The organism is Mucilaginibacter rubeus (genome assembly GCF_014643835.1).
GTDB lineage: Bacteria > Bacteroidota > Bacteroidia > Sphingobacteriales > Sphingobacteriaceae > Mucilaginibacter > Mucilaginibacter rubeus.
In genome coordinates this window covers 266,937-289,708 of the sequence record NZ_BMKD01000006.1, presented here as the reverse complement: position 1 = coordinate 289,708, position 22,772 = coordinate 266,937, and the positions used below count along the sequence as shown (strand labels likewise).

Annotated in this window: 25 protein-coding genes; 9 read left to right on the top strand and 16 right to left on the bottom strand. The window is 43.0% G+C overall.

What is annotated here, in order from left to right; all coding sequences use genetic code 11:
- Window positions 1-71: 71 nt before the first annotated feature.
- Window positions 72-422, bottom strand: a complete 351-nt coding sequence (locus tag IEX80_RS20250) for a nuclear transport factor 2 family protein (RefSeq protein WP_188833945.1) — start codon at window positions 420-422, stop codon at window positions 72-74.
- A 96-nt stretch (window positions 423-518) separates the two neighbouring features.
- Here IEX80_RS20250 and IEX80_RS20245 point away from each other — a divergent pair, with 96 nt between their 5' ends.
- Window positions 519-809: a YciI family protein gene (locus IEX80_RS20245; RefSeq protein ID WP_090527937.1), complete on the top strand. Its 291-nt coding sequence runs from the start codon at window positions 519-521 to the stop codon at window positions 807-809.
- 70 nt (window positions 810-879) lie between these two features.
- Here IEX80_RS20245 and IEX80_RS20240 read toward each other — a convergent pair whose 3' ends face one another.
- The 3 genes from IEX80_RS20240 to IEX80_RS20230 form a co-directional block, all read right to left on the bottom strand.
- Window positions 880-1,317, bottom strand: a complete 438-nt coding sequence (locus IEX80_RS20240; protein WP_188833944.1) for a carboxymuconolactone decarboxylase family protein — start codon at window positions 1,315-1,317, stop codon at window positions 880-882.
- A 72-nt stretch (window positions 1,318-1,389) separates the two neighbouring features.
- Window positions 1,390-1,962, bottom strand: coding sequence for a Crp/Fnr family transcriptional regulator (locus tag IEX80_RS20235; RefSeq protein ID WP_188833943.1), 573 nt, complete (start codon window positions 1,960-1,962; stop codon window positions 1,390-1,392).
- Between the two features lie 605 nt (window positions 1,963-2,567).
- Window positions 2,568-3,059 carry a hypothetical protein gene (locus IEX80_RS20230; protein WP_139159976.1) on the bottom strand — a complete coding sequence of 164 codons (492 nt, stop codon included), beginning with the start codon at window positions 3,057-3,059 and terminating at the stop codon, window positions 2,568-2,570.
- A gap of 193 nt (window positions 3,060-3,252) precedes the next feature.
- On the opposite strand from IEX80_RS20230, the gene IEX80_RS20225 reads away from it, so the two are divergent.
- Window positions 3,253-3,609 carry a nuclear transport factor 2 family protein gene (locus tag IEX80_RS20225; protein WP_188833942.1) on the top strand — a complete coding sequence of 119 codons (357 nt, stop codon included), beginning with the start codon at window positions 3,253-3,255 and terminating at the stop codon, window positions 3,607-3,609.
- Between the two features lie 57 nt (window positions 3,610-3,666).
- Here the strand turns inward: IEX80_RS20225 and IEX80_RS20220 are convergent, their stop codons facing one another.
- Window positions 3,667-3,951: a DUF3892 domain-containing protein gene (locus IEX80_RS20220; RefSeq protein ID WP_188833941.1), complete on the bottom strand. Its 285-nt coding sequence runs from the start codon at window positions 3,949-3,951 to the stop codon at window positions 3,667-3,669.
- Window positions 3,952-4,239: 288 nt separating this feature from the next.
- Here IEX80_RS20220 and IEX80_RS20215 point away from each other — a divergent pair, with 288 nt between their 5' ends.
- Entirely contained in the window at window positions 4,240-4,725 is a 486-nt protein-coding gene (locus tag IEX80_RS20215) for a DUF4268 domain-containing protein (protein WP_229701691.1), read from the top strand.
- Window positions 4,726-4,812: 87 nt separating this feature from the next.
- On the opposite strand, the gene IEX80_RS20210 is transcribed toward IEX80_RS20215, so the two are convergent.
- The 9 genes from IEX80_RS20210 to IEX80_RS20170 form a co-directional block, all read right to left on the bottom strand.
- Window positions 4,813-5,202, bottom strand: a complete 390-nt coding sequence (locus IEX80_RS20210) for a response regulator (RefSeq protein ID WP_188833940.1) — start codon at window positions 5,200-5,202, stop codon at window positions 4,813-4,815.
- Between the two features lie 114 nt (window positions 5,203-5,316).
- Window positions 5,317-5,919 (bottom strand): TetR/AcrR family transcriptional regulator, encoded by a 603-nt coding sequence (locus IEX80_RS20205; RefSeq protein WP_188833939.1) that lies wholly within the window; start codon window positions 5,917-5,919, stop codon window positions 5,317-5,319.
- 27 nt (window positions 5,920-5,946) lie between these two features.
- Window positions 5,947-7,488: a DHA2 family efflux MFS transporter permease subunit gene (locus IEX80_RS20200; RefSeq protein WP_188833938.1), complete on the bottom strand. Its 1,542-nt coding sequence runs from the start codon at window positions 7,486-7,488 to the stop codon at window positions 5,947-5,949.
- A gap of 82 nt (window positions 7,489-7,570) precedes the next feature.
- The gene (locus tag IEX80_RS20195) at window positions 7,571-8,308 is read right to left on the bottom strand and encodes an SDR family oxidoreductase (RefSeq protein WP_090527911.1); all 738 of its coding nucleotides are present in this window, start codon (window positions 8,306-8,308) and stop codon (window positions 7,571-7,573) included.
- Window positions 8,309-8,874: 566 nt separating this feature from the next.
- Window positions 8,875-9,468, bottom strand: coding sequence for a LutC/YkgG family protein (locus tag IEX80_RS20190; RefSeq protein WP_090527908.1), 594 nt, complete (start codon window positions 9,466-9,468; stop codon window positions 8,875-8,877).
- Window positions 9,465-10,853 carry a lactate utilization protein B gene (locus IEX80_RS20185; protein WP_188833937.1) on the bottom strand — a complete coding sequence of 463 codons (1,389 nt, stop codon included), beginning with the start codon at window positions 10,851-10,853 and terminating at the stop codon, window positions 9,465-9,467. The genes IEX80_RS20190 and IEX80_RS20185 overlap by 4 nt, the downstream gene beginning before the upstream one ends.
- Entirely contained in the window at window positions 10,853-11,590 is a 738-nt protein-coding gene (locus tag IEX80_RS20180) for a (Fe-S)-binding protein (protein WP_188833936.1), read from the bottom strand. Before IEX80_RS20180 ends, IEX80_RS20185 begins: the two co-directional genes overlap by 1 nt.
- 455 nt (window positions 11,591-12,045) lie before the next feature.
- On the bottom strand, window positions 12,046-12,690 hold the full coding sequence (locus IEX80_RS20175; protein WP_188833935.1) for an START domain-containing protein: 645 nt from the start codon (window positions 12,688-12,690) through the stop codon (window positions 12,046-12,048).
- Between the two features lie 138 nt (window positions 12,691-12,828).
- The gene (locus IEX80_RS20170) at window positions 12,829-15,498 is read right to left on the bottom strand and encodes an alpha-L-rhamnosidase (protein WP_188833934.1); all 2,670 of its coding nucleotides are present in this window, start codon (window positions 15,496-15,498) and stop codon (window positions 12,829-12,831) included.
- A gap of 286 nt (window positions 15,499-15,784) precedes the next feature.
- Between IEX80_RS20170 and argH the strand changes: the two genes are divergently transcribed.
- The 4 genes from argH to IEX80_RS20150 all read left to right on the top strand — a co-directional run bounded on the left by argH (window position 15,785) and on the right by IEX80_RS20150 (window position 19,344).
- Window positions 15,785-17,119 (top strand): argininosuccinate lyase, encoded by a 1,335-nt coding sequence (gene argH / locus IEX80_RS20165; protein WP_188833933.1) that lies wholly within the window; start codon window positions 15,785-15,787, stop codon window positions 17,117-17,119.
- Between the two features lie 45 nt (window positions 17,120-17,164).
- The gene (locus IEX80_RS20160; protein ID WP_188833932.1) at window positions 17,165-18,262 is read left to right on the top strand and encodes a TlpA disulfide reductase family protein; all 1,098 of its coding nucleotides are present in this window, start codon (window positions 17,165-17,167) and stop codon (window positions 18,260-18,262) included.
- Window positions 18,263-18,382: 120 nt separating this feature from the next.
- Window positions 18,383-18,589, top strand: a complete 207-nt coding sequence (locus IEX80_RS20155; protein WP_091211944.1) for a YwbE family protein — start codon at window positions 18,383-18,385, stop codon at window positions 18,587-18,589.
- Window positions 18,590-18,819: 230 nt separating this feature from the next.
- Window positions 18,820-19,344, top strand: a complete 525-nt coding sequence (locus tag IEX80_RS20150; RefSeq protein WP_229701690.1) for a DUF1345 domain-containing protein — start codon at window positions 18,820-18,822, stop codon at window positions 19,342-19,344.
- 255 nt (window positions 19,345-19,599) lie between these two features.
- Here IEX80_RS20150 and IEX80_RS20145 read toward each other — a convergent pair whose 3' ends face one another.
- Window positions 19,600-19,971 (bottom strand): hypothetical protein, encoded by a 372-nt coding sequence (locus IEX80_RS20145; protein WP_188833930.1) that lies wholly within the window; start codon window positions 19,969-19,971, stop codon window positions 19,600-19,602.
- A 62-nt stretch (window positions 19,972-20,033) separates the two neighbouring features.
- On the opposite strand from IEX80_RS20145, the gene IEX80_RS20140 reads away from it, so the two are divergent.
- Both IEX80_RS20140 and IEX80_RS20135 read left to right on the top strand, forming a co-directional pair.
- Window positions 20,034-21,668, top strand: coding sequence for an amidase (locus IEX80_RS20140; RefSeq protein ID WP_188833929.1), 1,635 nt, complete (start codon window positions 20,034-20,036; stop codon window positions 21,666-21,668).
- A 9-nt stretch (window positions 21,669-21,677) separates the two neighbouring features.
- The gene (locus IEX80_RS20135; protein WP_176628547.1) at window positions 21,678-22,079 is read left to right on the top strand and encodes a helix-turn-helix domain-containing protein; all 402 of its coding nucleotides are present in this window, start codon (window positions 21,678-21,680) and stop codon (window positions 22,077-22,079) included.
- A 417-nt stretch (window positions 22,080-22,496) separates the two neighbouring features.
- On the opposite strand, the gene IEX80_RS20130 is transcribed toward IEX80_RS20135, so the two are convergent.
- Window positions 22,497-22,706 (bottom strand): hypothetical protein, encoded by a 210-nt coding sequence (locus IEX80_RS20130; RefSeq protein WP_090527874.1) that lies wholly within the window; start codon window positions 22,704-22,706, stop codon window positions 22,497-22,499.
- Window positions 22,707-22,772: the final 66 nt, after the last annotated feature.

The window sequence follows — 22,772 nt, the reverse complement described above, 5'->3', positions numbered from 1 at the left end:
ACGTAATCATCTTCCAAAATCCAGACTTACGAAGTTGTTAAAACTTCGTAAGTCTTCAACCGCTCTGTCAGTTACAACAATGGTCTCGGATCAAATATTACCCTGATGGAGTTTATCTTACCATCAACCACATGATACCACCCGCAGCTGAATATGGTGGCGCGGTCCATATCAATATCATAAAAGATACATACATCATCGCCATCGCTAAACACGCGTTTAATATCATATTTTAGTTTCATGTGCTGCATATCGGCAAAATAGGCATCGGCACCGTCGCGCTGGCCAAGTACGCCTACAAATTTCAAGTCGTCTGCCACGCAATTGCGGGCCTCTGCAAAATTTTCTTCGTTTAATGCTTTTATGAAGGAAAGCACTACGTCATTGGCGCTGCCAACTGTTGCACCTGCTTCTGTTGTCATAGGAATGGTTATTTAAGGTTACAAAATGATTTAATATAACCATCAATAATTATTCCCTTACTTATCCATTCAGTAATAATTCTTAAATTTATTAGGATGAAAAAGCATTTCGTAATTAAACTGACCGGCAACCGCCCAACGTTTCCTAACGATATGACCGATGACGAACGCGTTATTATGCAAGCTCATTCCGAATATCTGAAAGGGAAAATGAAAGAAGGCCTGGTGCTTATTTTTGGCCCGGTTTTCGACCCGAAAGGCGTTTATGGCCTTGGCATCCTTACAGTTGATGACGAAGCTCAGGTGCACGAAATTATTGCCAATGATCCGGCCAATGTTTTAGGTACTTATGAAGTGGCGTTGATGATGGCCTGGATATCGGCTTAGTTTTAAGTTAACAAGAAAGCCGCCCGGTAATGCAGGCGGCCTAAAATCAAAACAACAAAATTAAAAAGGATTAATCGAGTGGTGGCTGAAGTTGGGTAGTTACACCAATGCGGTTCCAGGCATTGATGGTGATGATAGCCATAATCACTTGTGCCAGGTATTTTTCGTCAAACAATTCTGCGGCTTTTTTATAGGTTTCGTCAGATACGCGGCCGGTGATCAGGGTTACTTCTTCAGTAAGGGCTAATATTTCACGTTCCTGCTCATCAAAAAGAGGTGATTCGTGCCATACGCTGATGTTATAAATACGACGCTCTGTTTCGCCGGCTTTGCGGGCATCGGCAGTGTGCATATCCACGCAGTAGGCACACCCATTAATTTGTGAAGCACGGATCTTGATCAGGTCTTTATGACGGGTGGTTAACTCAGTGCTTTCGATGTATTTTTCGAGGGCAAACATGGCCCTGTATGCAGCCGGTTCGGCGATGTTGATTTTTAAGCGATTCATGTTTTTTTCTTTTTTGTTAATACAAAATTGGGGATAAACATGGCCTCAAAAAATGAACTGAGTTTAAGAAAATCAGATTTTTTTAGCCCTGAGCCTGCTTAAAAATTGTGGGGTGAAGCCTAAATAGGAAGCAAGCATATATTGGGGTACCCGCTGTACAAAGGCCGGGAACAAACCGGTGAAGTGACGATAACGCTCCTCATCGTTTTGATTAAAGATATAACCTATACGCCTTTGTGATGCAATGAAGGCCTTTTGCATCATGATCCGGAAATAACTTTCCATCTGTGGAACCGCTTCAAATAATGCTATACGATTCTTTTCGGTAAGCAACAGCATTTCTGAAGCCTCAATGGCTTGGATATAGGTTGTGGCGGGCTGGTGATTAAGCAGGCTGTCCTGATCGGCTATCCACCAGTTTTCAAGACCAAACTGGATGATCTGCTCATTAAGCTTATTGTTAACAAAGTACTGCCTTACAAGCCCTTTGAGTACAAAATAATTACCTGCACAATGTTTGCCCGGTTCTAAAATGAGCTCTTTCTTTTTAAACTTCTTTAATTCAAAATGCCGGCAAATAGTTTCCTCGTCGGCCAGTGACAACTGAACATATCGTTTAACATGGCTGATTAGTTCGGGATACATAGATCAGGTATGAATTAGCAGGAGCAAATTTGTCAAATTAGGTTGAATTGCGCGAATTAAACTTATATCTCATAAAAAATAAATGCTGTTTATATAAAAGCCCCCATTATTTATGCGCTGATATGTTTCCATATCGTCCAATGTTCATTGGCTAAATTTCTAATCTGATGCTGAACTAATGACAACTTCAGTTCTTGATAGTTTTGGTGATAATAGGTTGATAGTTTTACTATTCTTTCGTTTCCGGAAATTAGGTATAAATATTCAACAGCATTTTTCTTATAGGATACTGCATAGGTCAAAAAGCCTTCTATATCGCTTATTTTATAAACTTTTTTTAAGCCAAATCCAAAACCAGCGAACCCTGATTACTGTGTCACCATCAATAACTATTTTATGGGCTTTATGATTTAGTTGATACCCTATCAAACTACAGATAGTCCAGTTAAATATCATATAAGGAAATGAAGGGGCTTACCGTGAGCAAAAAGAATATCGAAATTAATGAAAATATAAATAAACATCAGACAGCTCAAAAACAGGCACATCAGTATAAGGAATTTAGGCCAAAATTTGAACTTAGATCTCATTTGTCTAATACATCATCAATAAACTTTACCTGCGCCATCAAGTTCTGCCTTTTCCTCATACCCTAAATTTAAATCGTCTTCAGTTTTTTGCTTTGTTGGGCGCAGATAAATAAAGTAGGCTATGATAGCTCCGGATATGCCCAAAAAAATCAGGTTGCCGGTTAGCATGAAGCTCACAATAGCAAAAAGGGAAGGCCCCTCTAATAAAGCAAACCTCACGATCAAGGCAGATTGATAAGCAGCGAGTTTAGTCTTCAACGGACTTTGGCCGTCAATTTTGTTCACCAATGTTTTAAATAATATGTTGCTTACGGCAAGACCAGTAAAGGCCATTATGGGTACAACATAAATGAACACGTTATCACGCTGCCCAGTAGTGGTTTTGTTAGTTATCATGAAAGTTACTGCGGCAAACATAATTTGTCCGGCGATCAGAGCCAGGTGGATTATTGATATAGTTTTCAGGAAGGTATTGGGGCTTTGAACTACCGGCTGTTTATTCATCATGTTAAGGTTGGTTATCTTGAGGCAATATAAATAATAGAAATGATTTGAAGGTTATTTGTGATGGAATAATATCAATTGAAGAATTGTACTTTTTGAATCATATAAGTCATATAGCACCCCGATAATGGCATTTTTGCCCCTCTTCGCCAGGCCACATTAGGCTTAACTTTATACTAAACAAAAACATACTATCATGACAACTAAAGAAATTGTACAGCAGGTTATCGACGCTTTTGATAATAATGACGTTGAAAAGATCCTAAGTTTTTTTGCCGACGACGTAAAATGGACTATGAAAGGCTCATCCGTAACTATTATGAACGGGAAGAATGAAGTGGAGCAATTTTTAGGCGGAATGGAAGACGTGAAAATGGTGTCATCAACCAAGGAGCATATTATTGTGGACAGCAACACTGCGGCTGTCGATGGCCTTGTTCGGTGCAAAGACAAAGATGGCAAAGACATGGCTATGTACTATGCGGATATATATGAACTTGAAAATGACAAGGTAAAAAAAATTACCTCGTACATAGTTGACAAAAAGGAATAGATTGTTTTTGAGGTGAAAGGAAAAAGGTTAAAGGCGAAGGGTTTTGACTTCTGCGATCTAAACTTCTTCGAGCGTTAGCAGGTTATCGATACCCGACTTATCTGCTAACGACTTAAGGTGTTTTTTGCCGTTTTGGGGTTTTACTATAGTAAGATAGGTTTTGCCCCGCTCGGTGCTTACATAAAAAGCCTGGCTGTTGACTTCGATACGGGCTATGGCTTCGGCAACGGAGATCACTACTCTTGGTCTGTCTAACGATTCATAATAACCGATGTGGGTTATTTGCTCATGTGTGCTTGATGCTTTGGGTTTATCAATACAGTTTACCTGGTAGCTTGCCATAAAATATTAGTGTGGTAATTGTAAAGATATGGTTTAATAAGTAATAAGAAGGTTAGAAGAAAGTCATTAAAAGCGTTATGCTTGGGGTGTCAGCGTGCGTCTTTCGAAGGTCACACGCGAAAAGATTAAAATTGGGTGTCATGCTGAGCCTGTCGAAGCATGGTGGGCAAGGCCTCTGCGCACGAGTCTTCGACAGGCTCAGACTGACAGCTCTTCCTTTGTTATATCGCCTTCAACGTTCACCCTGTTTCAAACTCAGGATGGCGGTTTATTTTAAAAACCTTACTTTTGCCCCTCATCAATCCCGGTAAATTGTACTCAAAAGAGCAGGCAACTCAACTAAAACAGGCGTTCTGGACAGCGTTTGGGCAATACCTCAAACCCCAGCTTTCGGCCGATGGCCTGCGCACTAACTGGGTTAATTATAAAACTGGTATCAAGCACCTGTACTTTAAAATGGAAGCTGATAAAAAGTCTGCCTTTATAGCTATTGAAATGAGTCATCCCGATGCTGATATCCAACAATTGATGTTTGATCAGTTTGTTGAGCTAAAGAATGTCCTAAACAGCCAGCTTGAGGAAGAATGGGACTGGGAGTTGCATACTACCGATGAGTATGGTAAAACAGTGAGCCGCATTATTAAAACCCTACCCGGCGTAAGTGTATTTAACCAGCAGGACTGGCCCGCGCTGATCTCTTTCTTTAAACCAAGAATTATCGCGCTTGATGAGTTTTGGAGCATAGCGCAGTATAGTTTTGATTTGTTCAGGTAGATCGAATAAATTTCCTGAACGGATATGGTGAAAAACTTACGAAGTTTTTAAAACTTCGTAAGTTTAAGAGTGCAATAAGAAAAATCTTTAAACGATGTGTGCCACATCATCACCGGCTGCCAAAAAGCAATGGTTAACTGTGTCGATAACATCGCTCAAATTAAAAGGCTTGGCAATAAAAGCATCGGAACCATAGCTGCCTAATGATTCCAGCACACGCGGGTAGGCCGATACCATCACCACCGGGATATGCGCCGTGGCCGGGTTTGTTTTTAGCATGTGGCAAAGTTCGCCACCGTTTATACCGAACAAAATGTAATCCAAAACTACAAGGTCGGCGTTAGCTGATAGGGCCGCCTTGCATATGTCATCAGTATAGTTCAGTACCTCAACTTCATAGTGCTCCATTTCCAGAGCTTCTTTCATCACTTCCAAAATATCCTCGCTATCATCGAGGATCAAGATCTTTTTTGACATAATTAATAATTGGTAAAGAAGATAACGCGGGGGACGTTTCTTTTGTTTTCAAAGTTATATCCAATTATTGTAACAATCAAGTAACAACCTGTAGCTCTAAGATATTGTTATTATTTACAGCTTCAGGTTATCTACGAGGTTATGAACAGATGCCAAAACGATATCCAAATTTGCAGGAGAATCTGTCACTTTCGAGATCATGATACCGCCCTCAATAAGCGCTATCATGCTTAAGGCCGTTTCTGTAGTGTTGATGCCCGGCTTAAGCTCGCCTGCATCGATGCCTGCTTTAATGAGGTTTTCGATGCCCGTTTTCCAACGGATCACCGCCCTGGCGGCTTTATCTTTCAGCAATGGGTTGGTGTCGTCGGCATCAACAGCAGTATTCAGAATAGGGCAGCCGCCGGGAATAAAATCACCCCGCGTAAAACTGTGGTATACCTGGGCATAAACCAATAATTTGTCATGGTAGCTGGTAGCCCGCTGAATCCGCTCCTGGATCTGTTTGCGCACTTTGCCCGAGTTATATTCAAATACTTCGGCAGCTACTTCTTCCTTATTTTTAAAGTTACCGTAAATACTGCCCTTGGTGAGCCCGGTAGCCTCGGTAAGATCGGAAAGAGATGTACCGGCATACCCCTTTTTATTGAACACGGGTGAGGTACGCTCAATAATGAATTGACGTGTACGTTCGGCTTTTGACAATTCGTTTTCCATATTACAAATATACCAATTGGTATTTAATTAGTGGTCATTTATGATAACAACAGCCCGGGCTTGTTTTTTACGGTTGATAACAAGGAATAACAGCGGCATAGCCAGTAAAAATATCAAACCAGAAAATAGGTAGGCATCCAGGTAACTTAATAAAAATGATTGCCTGTTAATGGTATTATCAATAACCGCAATGGCCTTTTTATGAGCGTCAAATGATGAAAAACCCCGGCTGCTGAAATAATTGCTAAGCTTGGCTATCCGTGCCGTAGTTTGATCGTTGAAAATATTAATATTAGATAACAGGTCATTGCGGTGCAATCCGAAACGTTGGGCCACATAAGTGTTGATAACGGCGATACCAAACGAACCTCCTAACTGCCGCATCATGTTATTTAAAGCAGTTCCCTGTGGAATGTCTTTAGGTTCGAGCCCCGATACAGCTAAAGCTGTAAGCGGAACGGTCAATAAGGCAATACCCATGGCACGGTAAATAAGCGGACCAACCAAATCGCCAGGTGCTGCCTCCAGGTTCATGCGCGACATTTGCCAGGTAAAGGTGATAAAGATGATGAAACCGGCGGTGATAATAATTAATGGCGATACGCCTTTTTTTAACAATGTGGCCGAAAATAACAAGCCCACAATGGCCAGAACCGCACCCGGTAACAGAATAAGCCCGGTGATGGTAGGCGGGAACAGAAGCACCCTTTGAGCAAGAACAGGCGTAAGGAATACAGACGTAAACAGGCCAAAACCGGTCACAAACGTCAATATAGCCGCTACCGCGAGCGACTTGCTTCGCAACACCCTAAGATCGATAACAGGGTTAGGCGTTGTAAGCTCCCACCAAATGAAAGTACTGAGACTGATAACAGCAATTATAGTAAGCACGATGATATAACCTGCCGAAAACCAGTCGTCCGTTTCGCCGCGTTCCAATACGGTTTGGAGGGAGCCTATGCCGATGACGAGCAGGAGGATGCCCCACCAGTCTACACTTTTTACTTTGGCTTTGATCTCCGGTTCAGTGACCAGCAATAAACTGGATATAGTTACAGCAATACCGATAGGGATGTTGATGTAAAAGATCCATGGCCAACTATAATTTTCGGTAATGAAGCCACCCAGAGTAGGGCCAATAGTTGGGCCTAAAAACACACCCACGCCAAATAGCGCGCTGGCTATGCCCACACGTTCTTTGCCGTAAACCTCAAATACAATAGCCTGAGATACTGATAACAGCGCGCCGCCACCGATGCCCTGCAAAAAGCGAAAAGCAACCAGTGTCCATATGTTTGACGCGAGTCCGCACATGGCCGAAAAGAAAGTGAACGCGATGATAGACCCGATATAATAATTACGCCGGCCAAGCTTGGTGGTTAAAAAACTGGTCATTGGTATTACGATGATGTTGGCAATGGCATAAGCTGTAATAACCCAGGAAGTATCTTCGAGTGTGGCGCCAAGGTTACCGCTCATGTGCGAGAGGGCAACATTTACTATGGAGGTGTCTATCAGTTCCATGATAGCAGCAGCTATTACGGTAATGATAAGGATGCTTTTTTTCATTGAAGTATGAGATTTGGAACTAATAATTATCCTAAAAAATACCAATCGGTATTTTTTAGGATAAAAAAATTAAGCCAGAGAATTATCTCTGGTGAAGAGCTTTCAATGCTTCGGCTGGGTTTGACAGGAACAAGCGGTAGAATGGTTCGGTGCCACCAACGCGGATCTCGTAGTTGTCGGCTTCAAAACCGGATACAAATTCATCGGCAACTTGCGAAGCCGGGATCCCATTATGACCGCCAATCTCTGCCGAAAATTCGGTGTCAACCAATGGAGGCATCAACTCAAATACTTTAACATTGGTGTTTTCCAAAGCTGCCCTCAATGAAATGGTATAAGAGTGCAAGGCAGCTTTAGTTGCCGAATAGGTAGCAGTTTGTTTACCAGGCAAAAAAGCAACTATTGACGATACGTTAACAATGGCGGCATCGCTTTGCTGTTGTAAAACAGGAAGCAATTTTTCGTTAAGGCGGATTACTGAAATATAGTTGGTAAACATTTCAGTTTGCGCGTTTTCAAAAACATTAGGTGTGGTAAGCAGGTCATTGATTGAAGCTGCACCGGCGTTATTGATCACCACATTTAGCTGAGGGAAATCTTTTTTCACTTTTGCGGTTAGTGCCTCTACATCATCTGCATTTGAGATATCTGCTTTAATAGCGGTTACATTTTGTAATTGAGCGGCTGCTTTCTCCAAACGTTCCTGGTTGCGGCCAATGATAATTACATGGTTATTTTTAGCTGATAGTTGTTTTGCAATTTCAAAACCTATGCCGGCACTGCCGCCGGTTATCAATACTGTATTTTGTGAAGTTTTCATGTTGTTGTGTGTCCTTTAGTTTTGACAATACAAAAATATACCAATCGGTATATTTTTGTATCATATATTTGTCATTGTTGTAAATTGTTGATTTTTAGAGTAAAAGTATGGGGCTTAGTAAGTTAAGTTCTTGCGCTCGTTTGTAACGAGTGCTTAAAATGGTTTGGCGATTGCATTGCCAGTTGCGTTACAAACGCAAACCCATGTTACACACTCGTTACAAACGAGCGCGAGATAAGGTTTTTAGGGGGGAGAGTTGGGGGGGATGCAAATGAAAAGCGTCATTGCAGAGGTACGAAGCAATCCCAAACAGTACAGGTTATTAAGTATATTTTTCTGATAAATTTCATAACATGGGCGTTGCCTGCGGCCCGGGCTTTCCGTTGCAAGTCCTCGCCTTTCCTGCCCGCAACTTCTCTACGCGCTGTGGACTTTACACTGCAATCCCTAACGCGGCCCACGCGCAACACCGCTAAAATATATTTTACATGTCATTACGTTTTTTTCAGGGCTTCCCTGATGGTTACTCGCAATGACGTTACTTTTAGGTCGCTTTTAAAAGATCTTTAAGAAAGTATAAACACCGATAAACTTCTTGGCCCATGAGCCCCTATAACCAACGACTGTTCAATATCTGCAGTTTTTGAAGGGCCGGAAATAAACGAGCCATAGCCGTAATCAGCATCGCCAATAGTTTGATAAGCCTGCGCCATAGTAGGTACAAAATCATCTTTGCTAATCACTACCGCCAAATGCTGGGCAATAAAAGGTAGTACGCGGCTGCCCATATCTTTTTCGGTAAGCCAAAGGGCCCCATTTTCGGCAACGCCAAGTTGGGTGCGGAGTACGGTCAACTCTACATCGGCAAAAGTGTGACCGTCTTCGTGCTTTACAGTTTCGGCGTAAATATAATCGCTCAGTTCGTTAAGGGCGGATATGATCTTAACGCCGGCTTTAAATTCATTATTAATGATGGTTTTGATCTCGTCAAAGCCACTAACCTCATAAACAAAGCTGCCGCCTGCTGTCGCGATGGCTTTGTATTTTGATACCAGATCAGTTCTGACATCGGTTAGCTTATTCAGCACTTCCATATCTGGCAGCGGCATAGCAGCGGGCTGATTAAATTTTACAGCAGCTAATATTTTTTCCCGGCTCATGAGTTTTTTGCTCCTTTCCTTTTGGCATACCACTCGCCAAACGATTCATCGGGTGCTTTTGGCATTTCGCGTTGATTGTACCATGGGTTTAATTTATTGTTTACCGCAAATGGGACATATTTAAACACCAGTCGCCCGGTTTTGCCTCCCATGCGGTATAAAGTTGGCGATGCCAGCGTCAATGCCATGGCCTTCATGGCCATAGTTTTGGCTTTGGGCGAATATCCTTCCTTCACAATCACCTGCCGCCATTTATACAGCTGGTCATGAATATCTATCTTAACCGGGCACACGTTGCTGCACGAACCGCAAAGGGTAGAGGCAAATGGCAGGTCGGCATATTTTTTCATGTCGAGGTTAGGGGCCAGGATGGATCCTATTGGCCCGGCAACGGCGGTATGATAGCTGTGACCGCCACTTTTGCGATAAACCGGGCAGGTATTCATACAAGCCCCGCAACGGATACATTTCAACGAGTTGCGGAACTCCTCGCGACCCAGCTGAATGCTGCGCCCGTTATCAACAATAACAATATGAATTTCGGTGCCTTCCTGCGGTTTGCTGAAATGGCTCGAGTAAGTGGTAATAGGCTGTCCGGTAGCACTGCGGGTAAGCAGGCGCAGAAACACACCAAGATGTTTCCTTTCTGGAATAAGCTTTTCGATGCCCATTGATGCGATATGGATCTCGGCTAAATGCGCTCCCATATCGGCGTTACCCTCATTGGTACAGATCACGAACTCACCTGTTTCGGCCACTGCGAAATTAACACCGGTAAGTGCTGCGCGACGGGTTAAAAATACCTCGCGCAAATGTTGACGGGCAGTTTCAGTCAATATTTTAGGATCTGATTCGCCTTTGGCCGAACCTAAATGTTCGTGGAAAATATCACCTATCTCTTCCTTTTTTTTGTGGATACAAGGCAGCACAATATGGCTTGGCGGTTCATTGGCCAACTGTACAATGCGCTCTCCGAGATCGGAGTCAATTACATCAATGCCCTGCTCTTTCAGGTATTCATTTAAATGGCATTCCTCGGTAAGCATCGATTTGCTTTTTACCATTTTGGTAATGCCTTTTTGTTCAAGCAGGCCGTGTACAATTTGGTTATGTTCTGTGGCGTCGGCCGCCCAGTGTACTATGATCCCATTTTTGGTGGCATTGGCCTCAAACTGCTCCAGGTAGGTGCTCAGGTTTGAGAGTACGTTGAATTTTATTTGGGATGCCGTTTCGCGCAGCAATTCCCATTCGGGGAGTTTATGAGCGGCAATATCCCGTTTGGCACGTACCCACCATAGGGTTTCATCATGCCAGTTTACACGGGGCTCATCGCGGTTAAATTCGGCAGCTAAATGCGGGTGATCTTTGGTAGTAGCGGTACTCATTACAGGCTGTTGTTTAAAATTTCGGCTACGTGAATTACTTTAACATCGCTGTTTTGGCGACGCAGGATGCCCTCAAGGTGCATCAGGCACGAAAGATCGGCCGAGGTAATATATTGCGCCCCGTGCGATATATGATCAGCTACACGGTCTTTCCCCATTTTGGCCGATACCGCCTCTTCGACTACACAAAACGTTCCTCCAAAACCGCAGCAATCATCCTGGCGGCTAAGTGGTACCAGTTCCAGTCCATTCACCAGATCCAGTAACTGGGCCGGTTTGCTGAATGGTTCGGCAACAAGCTCACTCATTTGGGCTATGCGTAAACCACGCAAACCATGGCAGCTGTGGTGTAAACCAACCTTGTAAGGGAAACTTGCCGAAAGTTGTTTAACCCGTAAAATATCTACCAAAAACTCGGTAAGCTCATAAACTTTTTTGCGGATCTCTGTTGCCTGGTCCTCTTTTCCATCAGCATGTAAATGCTCTTTGATGTGCAGGGTACAACTTCCCGACGGACAAACGACATAATCGTATCCCGAAAAATTATCGACAAATAGATTATTGCAGCCGCCGGTTAAATGCTCATAGCCCGAATTGGCCATTGGCTGCCCGCAGCAGGTTTGATTTTTAGGGTAGTGAACCTCACAGCCAAGTTTCTCCAGTAACTCCAGCGTAGCAATGGCCGCTTTTGGGTAAAACTGGTCAACATAGCAAGGAACAAACAAGGCAACTCTCATCGTTTATACGTTTACTTTATTGGTTAAAGCAATATTAGCGTTTATAATTTGCACAACTATCCCCTGGTATCCTGCCGGCAAATTAAACGGTTATATACTACCACCGAAAGTACAGCTAAGTGTGATACGAGTTTTCAATTTTATTTGCAAAATGCTGACGTTTATTTGCAAGTTGTCTGAACCTGGATTTGGGGGGATTTTTGGAAGACAGGATTTTGTCTGAACTCGAATTTTAGGAATTAAAGAATAGACAGAATCTTTATGCAGTGAACTACCAAGCAAATTCTTCACTGTTTGCTGTTCGCAGACTCTGTCTATGGATGTACTATGTGTGTAGTTATAACTACATACTCCCCGATAGTTAACAGACTTAGAATAGCACGGGAATTGTGGAACTAACAAACCAATTCGATAAATTCTTTAATTCCTAAAATTCGAGTTCAGACAGAACGCAACTACTGCACATATGCCAGCTTCACATCCTTATAAGCCGGTTTCTGCAATTGTTTTTTTAAACCTTTGAAACTTTCGGTAGGGCCTTGTGCGGCAAACATGTTAATAAGCCATGCAGGTACAGATCCTCCGGGATCAAGGTGCAGGGTGTACACAATACTTACATGGGAGCTATCAACAGGAGTAATAATCCACTTGCCGGTTGAATTTTCCACCCTTACAATGCCATCTTTCGCGGGTACCATGTTTGAGATAACCGGAGCGTCAATAGTGACAACTTTGGTTTTAGGGTCCTGTGTAACCTTTAAATGCGCTACGAAATCGCGGTTATGCACCGGCCATGGTATGTTTACTTCCGAGTAATAATAAATATCTGATGGCGACACCTGCTTAATAATGGTAGCCGATTTGGTGTGATAAACCCACTCGCTGCAGGTTTTAATATCCATAAGCACAGCTACCAACTGAGCAGCAGTGGCATTAAATGTGCATTCTACTTTAATGGCTTTGATTTTTGAATCGGGGATGTGGCGGGTATAAACCCTGATGCCTTCCTTATCGGTGCTTAATGACCATGGCTCTTCAGGGCCTGCCATGGCAAATTTGGCAACAAATAATAAAAATACGATAGTAAGTATCCTGCGCATGGTGTATCAGTGATTGTAAATAAGGTGCGACAAATTTATATACAAAAACAGGCCGGGGTTGCCCCGGCCTGTCAGTAAATGGTCATTTGATATGCGCAGATATTAAAATATGAAAATACTATGGCATTTGCGGTGATATTATTTTACCTCGAACACATAGCTGCCCGCATTTATTTTATACAACGCAGGGTTGTTGATTGCTTTGCCCGCAAGATAAACTTTACCAGCCGGGAAGCTAATTGTTGCACTTGAGTTTGCAGGCACGCTTACTTTATAAGTTACACTGTTACCGGTGCGTTGCCACGATGAAACAATGTTACCATAAGGCCCTTTATGGGTAGCCGTAAATTCATTTAGGTTTGGTACAAAATGAGGCTGAAGCAATACATTTTTAAAGCCGGGATGTTCAGGATCAGGGTGGATACCTGCAATACCTTTGTACAGCCATGCGCCGATTTCGCCAAACATGATGTGGTTAAGGGAGATATCGGATTTGGCATCTATTTGCCAGTTTTCATATAGTGTGGTAGCGCCGTTAACCATCCACCATCCCCATGATGGGAAGGTTTCCTGTGATGCTATTTTGTAAGCCACATCCGGGTAACCATTATCGCTTAGCGCACTTAAAATGGCTTTAGCACCTAATATCCCCACATCCAGATGGAAATTATCAGCTTCAACACGTTTGGCCAGGTTAGCTGCAACTTTGCTTTTCATGTTTTCGGGCACAACACCCCAGTAAAGCGGCACGCTTAGTTCTGTTTGCAAGCCGTTGCCGTAAAAGCCAGTTGTAGTATCTAAATATTTAGCATTGATGGCGTTCCTGATCTTATTGGCCAATGCCGAATATTTTACATAATCGGCTTGCTTGCCTAATATTTTAGCTGCTTTGGTCAATATACTTGCATCGGTATAGTAATAAACAGATGAAGTAAGTTCAACAGGCGAAACAGACTTTACCGGTACCCAATCGCCAAGGCCCCAGGTGGTAAGCCCGGTTGGGTAAAGCTCATCAATATGGTTCACGTATTTTTCAATGGCTGTATAGTTATCGGCCAGTAGTTTGCTATCGCCATAAAACAAATAAATATTATATGGGATGATGGCGATGGTACTGGTCCAGTCGGGCCCGTTACCCCATTCATAGCCCCAGCCACCGGTTGGGATAATGGACGGCAATACACCGTTTGGCTGCTGTTCGTCGCGATGATCGGCCAGCCATTTTTCGTAAACAGTTATTCCGTCAAAGTTGTACAAACCTGTCTCGCTGGCAATATGGGCATCGCCTGTCCAGCCGTTTTTTTCGCGTTGAGGACAATCAGTAGGATAGCCGAACAAGTTGCTGAGGTAGCTATTGTTGGTAGCCGTCCAGATTTGGTTAATGGTTTGGTTTGATGCTTTCACTGTACCAATGGGTTCCACATCGCTGTGCATAAAAAATGCCTTGATGTTTTCTTTGCTAATCTGGATAGGTTTACTGCTGCTTACCTCAATATATTGAAATCCCTTATAATTAAAGCGAGGTGAAAATGTTTCTTCACCTTTGCCGCCTAAAATGAAAATATCGGTCTGGAATGGGTCTTTATCATCAGTTGGGCGGTAATGCAGATCAATGTTCGATTGATCAACGTGGCCGTTCTTATTTAATCTTTCAGCATGTTTTAGGCGGATCACGGTGCCCGAGTCTCCTTTAACAGTGATCTGACTCACGCCCGAAATATTTCGGCCCATATCAAACACCCAAACATCGCTGTCAATTTTGGTAACGCTTTTGGTGCTGATGGTATCAACCGCGCGGATAGGCTGCATAGCCTGCGATACAATGTTCATGGATGGGGCCGAGCGGTTAATGACCGGTTTCCATTTGCTATCGTCAAAATTGGCAGTGTTCCAGCCTGGTTGCTCTAATCGACCGTCGTAATGCTCGGCAGTATAGATACTATTGAAAACGATAGGGCTAAGGGATGTTTTCCAGTCGGTGCCGGATTTTACTGTTTCAACTGTACCATCGGTATAAGTGATGCGCAAATCCATGCAAAATGCAGGCCGGCCCCGCCACGGTGCCTGGTGAAAAAACCAAACGGCCGTACTCTGGTGGTTATACCAACCATTGCCCAGCAACACGCCCACCGCGTTTTTACCGCTTTGCAGCTGCGCGGTCACATCATATGAAACGTAAAGCGTGCGCCTGTCGAACCGGGTATACATAGGGTCGAGCCTGTGATTGCCTATCTTTTTACCGTTGATATAAAGTTCATACAAACCGGCAACTGCGATATACGCCCTTGCCGAGCGGATTTGCTTGGTTACCTTAAACATATTCCGAAAATAGGGGGCAGGGTTTACTGCTATCCCTTTATTATCGCTGATCCATGAGCCTTTCCAGTTTTGCATGCCCATCATGCCGGTTTCGAAACTGTTTATAGCTGATGGGGCAAGCTTTTTACCTGCCCGGTCCCAAAGCTGAACCTTCCAGAAATACTTAGTAAAAGGTTTTAGTTGTTGGCCACTATAAATAACAAGATTATTTGACGAAGCAATTTTGGTGGTGGCCCACGCGTTGCCTTTACTGGTAACAACGGCAACTGAATCTGTACCAACAAACAACTGGTAAGCACTTTGAGCTGCTCCCTGTGCCTTATCATTCATGAGCCAGGTTAAGCGGGGATGTGTATTATCGATACCTATCGGGTTTACAAGATACTCACTTTTAAGACCTGCAGCCCCGGGCGTTTGGGCATGTGTTACCGAATAAAAGCAAAATGATAAGGCAATGCTAAGCAATGGCTTACATAAAGGGTGTTTCATGTGGTTAAGATAGCGGTTTATACAATATTGGCCAAAGCCTATGATAAGTTGTCACAATCAACAATGTTACCCGGATGGATTGAGATTGGCATCCTGAACTGTCTGAACCTGAATTTTGACCATTGATTTTTTCTGATTACGTTGATTACGCTGATTTTTTTCTGAACCCGAATTTATGCAATTAAGGAATTAACAGAATGCTGAGCAAATTCAATAAATTCATTTAATTCAATAAATTCGAGTTCAGACAAAATAAGACAGTTCAGATAATTTATACATTTGCACCATGAGCAAGCTATGGCAAAAAACTACCAACGTTAACGAACTGGTTGAAAACTTTACTGTTGGCCGCGACCGTGAATTTGATGAGCAAATGGCGGCGTTTGACGTTTTAGGATCGTTGGCCCATACCCGGATGCTGCAAAGCGTAGGGCTGATGGATAGCACCGATCTGGAACTTGTTCAGCGCGAGTTGAAAAACATTTATGCAGATATTGCCAAAGGCGGTTTCAAGATCGATGAGCATGTGGAAGACGTTCACTCGCAGGTTGAACTGCTGCTCACCCAACGCATTGGTGATGCCGGTAAAAAGATCCACAGCGGCCGCTCACGTAACGACCAGGTTTTAGTCGACCTTAAGCTTTTCTTCCGTCATCAGTTGCAGGAAGTTGTTGAAAGCACCGAAACCTTGTTCCGCCAGCTTATTGAATTGAGTGAAAAACATAAAGATGTTTTATTGCCGGGTTATACCCACCTGCAGGTGGCCATGCCATCATCATTTGGCTTATGGTTTGGCGCCTATGCCGAAAGCCTGGTTGATGACCTTGAACTGGTTTTGGCTGCTTACCGCATTACCAATAAAAATCCGCTGGGTTCGGCTGCCGGTTATGGCTCGTCGTTTCCGCTTAATCGTACTTTAACTACACAGCTTTTAGGTTTTGATAACCTGAATTACAATGTTGTTTACGCACAAATGGGCCGTGGTAAAACCGAGCGGATCATAGCACAGGCCATATCAACCATTGCGGCTACGCTGGCTAAAATGGCAATGGATCAAACGCTGTACTTGAGCCAGAATTTTTCATTTGTAAGCTATCCTGACGCATTAACTACCGGCAGCAGCATTATGCCGCACAAAAAAAACCCCGATGTTTGGGAAATTATGCGCGGCAAATGTAACCGCCTGCAAGCACTGCCTACCGATGTAGCCATGATGACCACTAATTTACCATCAGGATATCACCGTGAGCTTCAATTACTGAAAGAATTGCTGTTTCCTGCTTTTGCCGATTTGAAACACTGCCTGCAAATGGCAACCTTCATGCTGCAAAATATAACCATAAAAACGGACATTTTGGATGATGCCAAATACGCTTACCTGTTTAGTGTTGAGGAAGTGAACCGTTTAACCTTAAGCGGCACGCCATTCCGCGATGCTTATAAACAGGTTGGTTTGGCTATTGAAGCAGGAAATTTTAATCCTGATAAAACGGTGAACCATACCCACGAGGGTAGCATCGGTAACCTTGGAAACGAGCAGATTGCTGCCTCATTTGATAAACTGATCAGTTATTTTGATTTCGGAAAAGTAGAGCAGGCAATAAAAGGGCTGGTTGAATAGTTATAATGGTATCAGGAATTTTTTTAGCAGCCTGATACTAAACCAATGAAAAAACCTTATTACACCATCCTGCTGATGCTTATCAGCGTGTTTTCCTGTAAACATGATAATACCGTAATAATTAAAGGAGATATAAAAGGCCTTAAAAGTAAATGGGTGTATTACAAACCCGCTTATTCATTTTTTAGTAAAGCCACAGACTCTGCCAAAGTTACTGATGGAAAGTTCGAAATTAGATTTAAACGGGATACCCCTTTTTTTGCCGATCTTGTTCAGTTAAATTATCTCGACGAAAAAGGAAAACAGCAATTTATAGATGTTGCCAATCCGTATGAGCCTTCAAAAAATCATTCCAGGTATACTTTTTTTGTTATAAGTTCGGGAATAACCACAATAACCGGAGACCTCTCAAAAACTGAAGGAGCGATCTTAAAAGGTGGGCCACAATCCGAGTCGTTTTTGAAGAATATAACGCTGCCTTATATCCGTATAAGTAAAGATGGTATTAGGAGAACCGCGCAAGCAGAAAGGATAAAAAAAATTATCAGTCAGAATCCCGACTCTTATTGGAGTTTACTTGCGTTGCATGGTTTTAGATTTTACTTAGATCATTCCCAATTGAAAGAATTATTCAACTCTTTTGGCGATGAAGCAAAAGCATCGTACTATGGGAAAAAACTGAAACGGTTTATTGATAATCAGCCTGCAGATAAAAATCAGTTTGCTAATAGCGTTTTCAATGATGCTGATGAAAAGCCGGTGAACCTGGTGGATAATACAAAAAAGTTAAATATGGTGATATTCTGGGCAAGCTGGTGCGGCCCATGTCGCCAGGAAATCCCTTCCTTAAAGCGGATAGCAGCCCAATTTAATAAAGATGATATCAGATTTGTTAGCGTATCAATAGATGCAAAGAAAGAGAACTGGTTACCAGTTATGAAAGCTGAAGATATGCCCTGGCAGCAACTCATCATACCTCAGCAGGTGTTTTCTAAAGCACAGGCACAGTACAATTTGGGGTTCATACCACAGGTATACCTGGTTAATAATAAAAATATAGTAGTAAAAAAAATTGATGGTTTTGACAATGGCAACGAAGAACGCGTTAAAACTTTTATAGCCGATTATCTTGCGAAAAATTGATATTTGCCTGGTTTTTGTGATAAGATTATTGTCGATCTATTCAATCGGTGAAATCATATCAATCAAAAAAATCAAAAAATAAAATCAGCGAAATCAACGTAATCAAATAAATCAACGGTCATGAATGGACAAAACAGAAGCGATATATACCCCGGCCTTGAGGTTGACATCATACTAAAAAAAGACCAGCGTACAGGTACGCTGACCAGGGGTTTCGTAAAACGGCTGTTAACCAGCGCGGCGTATCATTCACGCGGTATCAAAGTACAACTGGATGACGGGCAGGTAGGCCGTGTGGCCTGGATTGTTGAGGAAGACGATTTTTAGTATCTTCATTTAATCTACATCAAACATTATCATATTTATGGTGTAGCTTAAATTGTATGCCTCAAAAAGCCAAAACAAAAACCAAAGTCTTTTTTAGTCTTGATGCCCATCACCGCCTCTTGATCTCGTTAGGGGCCGCAGCAATAACACTGTTTTTATCCTGGGCGCGTTTTTCGGTACCAACGGTTGCTTTGGTAACCTGGATAGCATTTGGTTTATGCATCATTATTATGGATTGGATCATTATCCTAACGGCTAACCCCGCCGAGATCCGTAAAATAGCAAGTATCGAAGACTCAAGCCGCACACTGATATTTTTGTTTGTGATAGTATCATCGCTGATGAGCTTGCTGGCAATAGTATTTCTGTTGTTATCCACAAAAAACCAATCGGACGCGGTTGTGACGGCGCGGGTTTTATTGGCCATGGCATCGGTTATTGTTTCATGGTGGCTGGTACACACTATATTCGCCTTGCGTTATGCCCATATGTATTATACTACAGATCCCGATGATGATAAAAAACTCAAACATCTCGGCGGTCTTGAATTTCCGGGTGATGAAAAAGAGCCGGATTACCTCGATTTTGTATACTTTTCGTTTGTAGTAGGCATGACTTTCCAGGTATCTGACGTGGAGATCTCCGCACGCTCTATCCGCAGGCTGGCCTGGCTGCACGGGTTGATTTCTTTTGCGTTTAATACAGCTATTGTGGCATTGAGCATTAATGTGATATCGGGGATGATATCTAAATAAGATTATGTCAGATTGCTGTTGTCATGACGGCCGATCAAACCAACGGCATTCTGAAGCCAAGAGTGAGGCCGTCAGTCTGAGTGATTTAAATCCAGAGTCTCAGAAGGTAAAATGACATCCCCGCAACGTCATTGAGGTACGAAGCAATCTGCGGACAGACTGGTAACAGGCTTCATTAGTAGTTAACTTACATCGTCGCGCTTTTGGCCGCGCGGGGCCAGTTACTTTTTTCTTGATAAAAAAGTAACCAAAAAATCAAGTCAGCAGAAAGGCTTCTTTGCGCTCACCCTGCCCCAATATCCATCGCCCGGCCTTTTCCCTGCAAGCGGTCAGAACCACGGCTGCAATTATTTTGCCCCGCTTCGCCCACACATATCTCCAGCTTCTGCAAAAACTTGCTATGCCCTTTCCTTCGCTCAAGCCCACCATTGTTCTGCCCGTTTTTGCCCGAAGCTTACCTGCTGACAAAAATGTATTTTTTAAACATGTCATGGGTAGCTTGTCGGAGACTCGCTCGTAGAGGCTTGCCCGCCATGCTTCGACCGGCAGCGTGACATCTGTTTTTATCCTGTTATGAGTAAACACGATTTGCACCGCCACTTTATTGTAACATTTAACTATCTCCAACCTCCACACCTTTCAAAGTAGTTAAATATTTTGTTACTTGTAATGCCTTTATTTAAACAGTTATGCACAGAAGAAATTTCCTCAAAATCGGTTCATTAGCCGGGTTAACGATATCTACTTTAGTAGCGGCTTCCTGCAATCAGCCATCTGCCGAAAATAAAGCCGATGAAACTGCCGCTGCCGATAACAGTAAGGACGATATATTTGAACTGAGCGAGATAACCATTACCGATCTGCAGCAAAAAATGCAGAGCAAACAGTTTACTTCAAGGCTGATTACCGAGCTGTACCTGAAACGCATTGATCAGATAGATAAAAAAGGCATCATGCTTAACTCGGTTATCGAGCTTAATAAAGATGCCTTGAACATGGCCGATGCGATGGACCGGGAACGTGAAAAGGGTAAGGTGCGTGGTCCGCTGCATGGTATACCTGTGCTGATAAAGGATAATATTAATACCGGCGATAACATGCACACCACGGCGGGCTCATTAGCTTTGGCCGATAATTTTGCCAAGCAAGATGCTTTTATAGTGCACAAGCTTCGTGAGGCAGGTGCTGTGATATTGGGCAAAACCAATTTAAGCGAGTGGGCAAACTTTCGGTCTACACATTCAACCAGCGCCTGGAGCAGCAGGGGAGGGCAAACTAAGTGCCCTTATGTTTTAGACAGGAACCCCAGCGGTTCAAGCGCCGGTACCGGAACGGCTGTAGCAGCCAATCTTTGCGTTATTGGTATCGGTACAGAAACCAACGGCTCGATAGTGTCGCCGGCATCGGTTAACGGCCTGGTGGGCATTAAGCCAACTGTGGGCTTGTGGAGCCGGTCGGGCATAATCCCCATTTCCAAAACGCAGGACACGGCCGGACCAATGGCGCGTACAGTTAAGGACGCCGCCATACTGCTTGGTGCGCTTACCGGTATTGATACGCTCGACCTGGCAACACTTGGTAGTAAAGGCAGGATCGAGGCGGATTATACCAAATTTTTAGACGGCAATGGTTTACAGGGTAAGCGCCTGGGGATTGAGAAATCTGCGCTTAATGATAACCCAACCGTTGTGGCATTATTACAGGATGCCATCAAAACCCTGAAAAGTAAAGGTGCCGAAGTGGTGGAGATAGAATTAAACAAGGAGCTAAAAACCATAGGCAAAAATGAATTTACCGTGCTGCTTTATGAATTTAAAGACGGCCTTAATCAATACTTTGGCAACGCCAACAGCAAAATAAAAACCCTGGCCGATGTAATTGCCTTTAACAAGCAAAATGACGTTAAAGCAATGCCTTTCTTTAAACAGGAAACGATGGAGTTAGCTCAAGCCAAAGGTGACCTGAACAGTAAGGAGTATCTTGACGCAGTTAAGCAAACCAATACAGGTACCCGTAAAGTTATTGACGATATGCTGGCCAAATATAAACTTGATGCCATCATAGGTACCACTAATGGCCCGGCTGTATGTATCGACCTGGTAAATGGCGACTATGATAATGGTTTTAGCTTTTCAGGTCCTGCAGCTATGGCGGGGTATCCGCATATTACAGTGCCCATGGGGTTGGCCCATGGCCTGCCGGTTGGGTTATCGTTTTTTAGTACAGCCTACAAAGAGGGCGACATCATAAAATTGGGATATGCTTATGAGCAGGCATCTAAAAAGCGGGTAGCACCGCTGTTTAAGCCCGATCTGTTTGCTTAATTTTGTATGATGGAAGCAACGCTTACTGTTCCGAAAAAGATACTGGCCCGTCAGCATGAAATTACCGCCGACTATCTGAAGGCCATTGACAAACACCTTGAGGATGTGCTGAACAACCGCGTATTGGACATGTACGAGATCCGTGATTTTGCTGATGAAATGCATATCCATCCTACCCATTTGAGCAATACTATTAAACTCACCACAGGCAAACATCCCTGTTCCTTTTTCGAGGAAAAAATCATGGGGATTGCCAAAACCATGCTGCAGGAAAACAAGGTCAGTGTAGCCGAAATAGCTAACCGGCTTACTTTTGATCCATCAAACTTTACCAAGTTTTTTAAGCGTTTTGAGGGAATTACACCAAAACAGTATCGTGAACAATGGTTGGTAAGGAACCTTGATTTATAGGATTGGAGGATTACAGGATAAATAGTTAAAGAGTTATGCCGTTTGCAGACAATTCCCAGCGTGATAATATTAAAAATATATTTTTGCAATGCTGCGCGGGGGCCGCGTTAGTGATAGGAGCGGATACCGGCCAAGTGGCTAAGGCTTGCGTAGTATGAGCGGATAGCACGGGCCGCAGGCAACGCCAATATTTAAAAAAAAACGATCAAAAAAATATACTTAATAAATCAGTAACTTATAATCACGTCATTATAAGGAACGTAGCAACCGCACGGAAGCATAGCCACTCTGTAAAGTATGCGATTGCCGCGCTACGCTCGCAATGACACATCTTCTTTATTCTACAATAACTTTTTAGACAGGAGATAAAGCCGGCTAATAACAAATGTTAACATATAAAGTACCAGGCAGGACGTATTAACGCCTGTTATTATCCCTGAAATTTTGAGTGCGCACGGCAATTTGTTCCAAAGTAAGTTCGCCGTATTTTTTAGCGCGATCTGCCCATTCGGGGGCGTTGTCAACCAGGTTATCGATAATTGATTTACCGTCGGGTCCTTTTTTGGTTACGTAATTTATTCCGTAAGCAACTGCAGCACCTATAGCAAGAGTTTTGATAAAGCCCATAATTTATTTTTCTTTTCTGATATATGACAATGATGATGCCAGTTTGTTACTTCACCTGATAAAAGC

What these genes read in the sequence shown, in the direction of transcription:
- IEX80_RS20250 (WP_188833945.1), bottom strand. Translation starts at nt 422, where the DNA reads ATGACAACAGAAGCAGGTGCAACAGTTGGCAGCGCCAATGACGTAGTG.
- IEX80_RS20245 (WP_090527937.1), top strand. Translation starts at nt 519, where the DNA reads ATGAAAAAGCATTTCGTAATTAAACTGACCGGCAACCGCCCAACGTTT.
- IEX80_RS20240 (WP_188833944.1), bottom strand. Translation starts at nt 1,317, where the DNA reads ATGAATCGCTTAAAAATCAACATCGCCGAACCGGCTGCATACAGGGCC.
- IEX80_RS20235 (WP_188833943.1), bottom strand. Translation starts at nt 1,962, where the DNA reads ATGTATCCCGAACTAATCAGCCATGTTAAACGATATGTTCAGTTGTCA.
- IEX80_RS20230 (WP_139159976.1), bottom strand. Translation starts at nt 3,059, where the DNA reads ATGATGAATAAACAGCCGGTAGTTCAAAGCCCCAATACCTTCCTGAAA.
- IEX80_RS20225 (WP_188833942.1), top strand. Translation starts at nt 3,253, where the DNA reads ATGACAACTAAAGAAATTGTACAGCAGGTTATCGACGCTTTTGATAAT.
- IEX80_RS20220 (WP_188833941.1), bottom strand. Translation starts at nt 3,951, where the DNA reads ATGGCAAGCTACCAGGTAAACTGTATTGATAAACCCAAAGCATCAAGC.
- IEX80_RS20210 (WP_188833940.1), bottom strand. Translation starts at nt 5,202, where the DNA reads ATGTCAAAAAAGATCTTGATCCTCGATGATAGCGAGGATATTTTGGAA.
- IEX80_RS20205 (WP_188833939.1), bottom strand. Translation starts at nt 5,919, where the DNA reads ATGGAAAACGAATTGTCAAAAGCCGAACGTACACGTCAATTCATTATT.
- IEX80_RS20200 (WP_188833938.1), bottom strand. Translation starts at nt 7,488, where the DNA reads ATGAAAAAAAGCATCCTTATCATTACCGTAATAGCTGCTGCTATCATG.
- IEX80_RS20195 (WP_090527911.1), bottom strand. Translation starts at nt 8,308, where the DNA reads ATGAAAACTTCACAAAATACAGTATTGATAACCGGCGGCAGTGCCGGC.
- IEX80_RS20190 (WP_090527908.1), bottom strand. Translation starts at nt 9,468, where the DNA reads ATGAGCCGGGAAAAAATATTAGCTGCTGTAAAATTTAATCAGCCCGCT.
- IEX80_RS20185 (WP_188833937.1), bottom strand. Translation starts at nt 10,853, where the DNA reads ATGAGTACCGCTACTACCAAAGATCACCCGCATTTAGCTGCCGAATTT.
- IEX80_RS20180 (WP_188833936.1), bottom strand. Translation starts at nt 11,590, where the DNA reads ATGAGAGTTGCCTTGTTTGTTCCTTGCTATGTTGACCAGTTTTACCCA.
- IEX80_RS20175 (WP_188833935.1), bottom strand. Translation starts at nt 12,690, where the DNA reads ATGCGCAGGATACTTACTATCGTATTTTTATTATTTGTTGCCAAATTT.
- IEX80_RS20170 (WP_188833934.1), bottom strand. Translation starts at nt 15,498, where the DNA reads ATGAAACACCCTTTATGTAAGCCATTGCTTAGCATTGCCTTATCATTT.
- argH (WP_188833933.1), top strand. Translation starts at nt 15,785, where the DNA reads ATGAGCAAGCTATGGCAAAAAACTACCAACGTTAACGAACTGGTTGAA.
- IEX80_RS20160 (WP_188833932.1), top strand. Translation starts at nt 17,165, where the DNA reads ATGAAAAAACCTTATTACACCATCCTGCTGATGCTTATCAGCGTGTTT.
- IEX80_RS20155 (WP_091211944.1), top strand. Translation starts at nt 18,383, where the DNA reads ATGAATGGACAAAACAGAAGCGATATATACCCCGGCCTTGAGGTTGAC.
- IEX80_RS20150 (WP_229701690.1), top strand. Translation starts at nt 18,820, where the DNA reads ATGGATTGGATCATTATCCTAACGGCTAACCCCGCCGAGATCCGTAAA.
- IEX80_RS20140 (WP_188833929.1), top strand. Translation starts at nt 20,034, where the DNA reads ATGCACAGAAGAAATTTCCTCAAAATCGGTTCATTAGCCGGGTTAACG.
- IEX80_RS20135 (WP_176628547.1), top strand. Translation starts at nt 21,678, where the DNA reads ATGGAAGCAACGCTTACTGTTCCGAAAAAGATACTGGCCCGTCAGCAT.
- IEX80_RS20130 (WP_090527874.1), bottom strand. Translation starts at nt 22,706, where the DNA reads ATGGGCTTTATCAAAACTCTTGCTATAGGTGCTGCAGTTGCTTACGGA.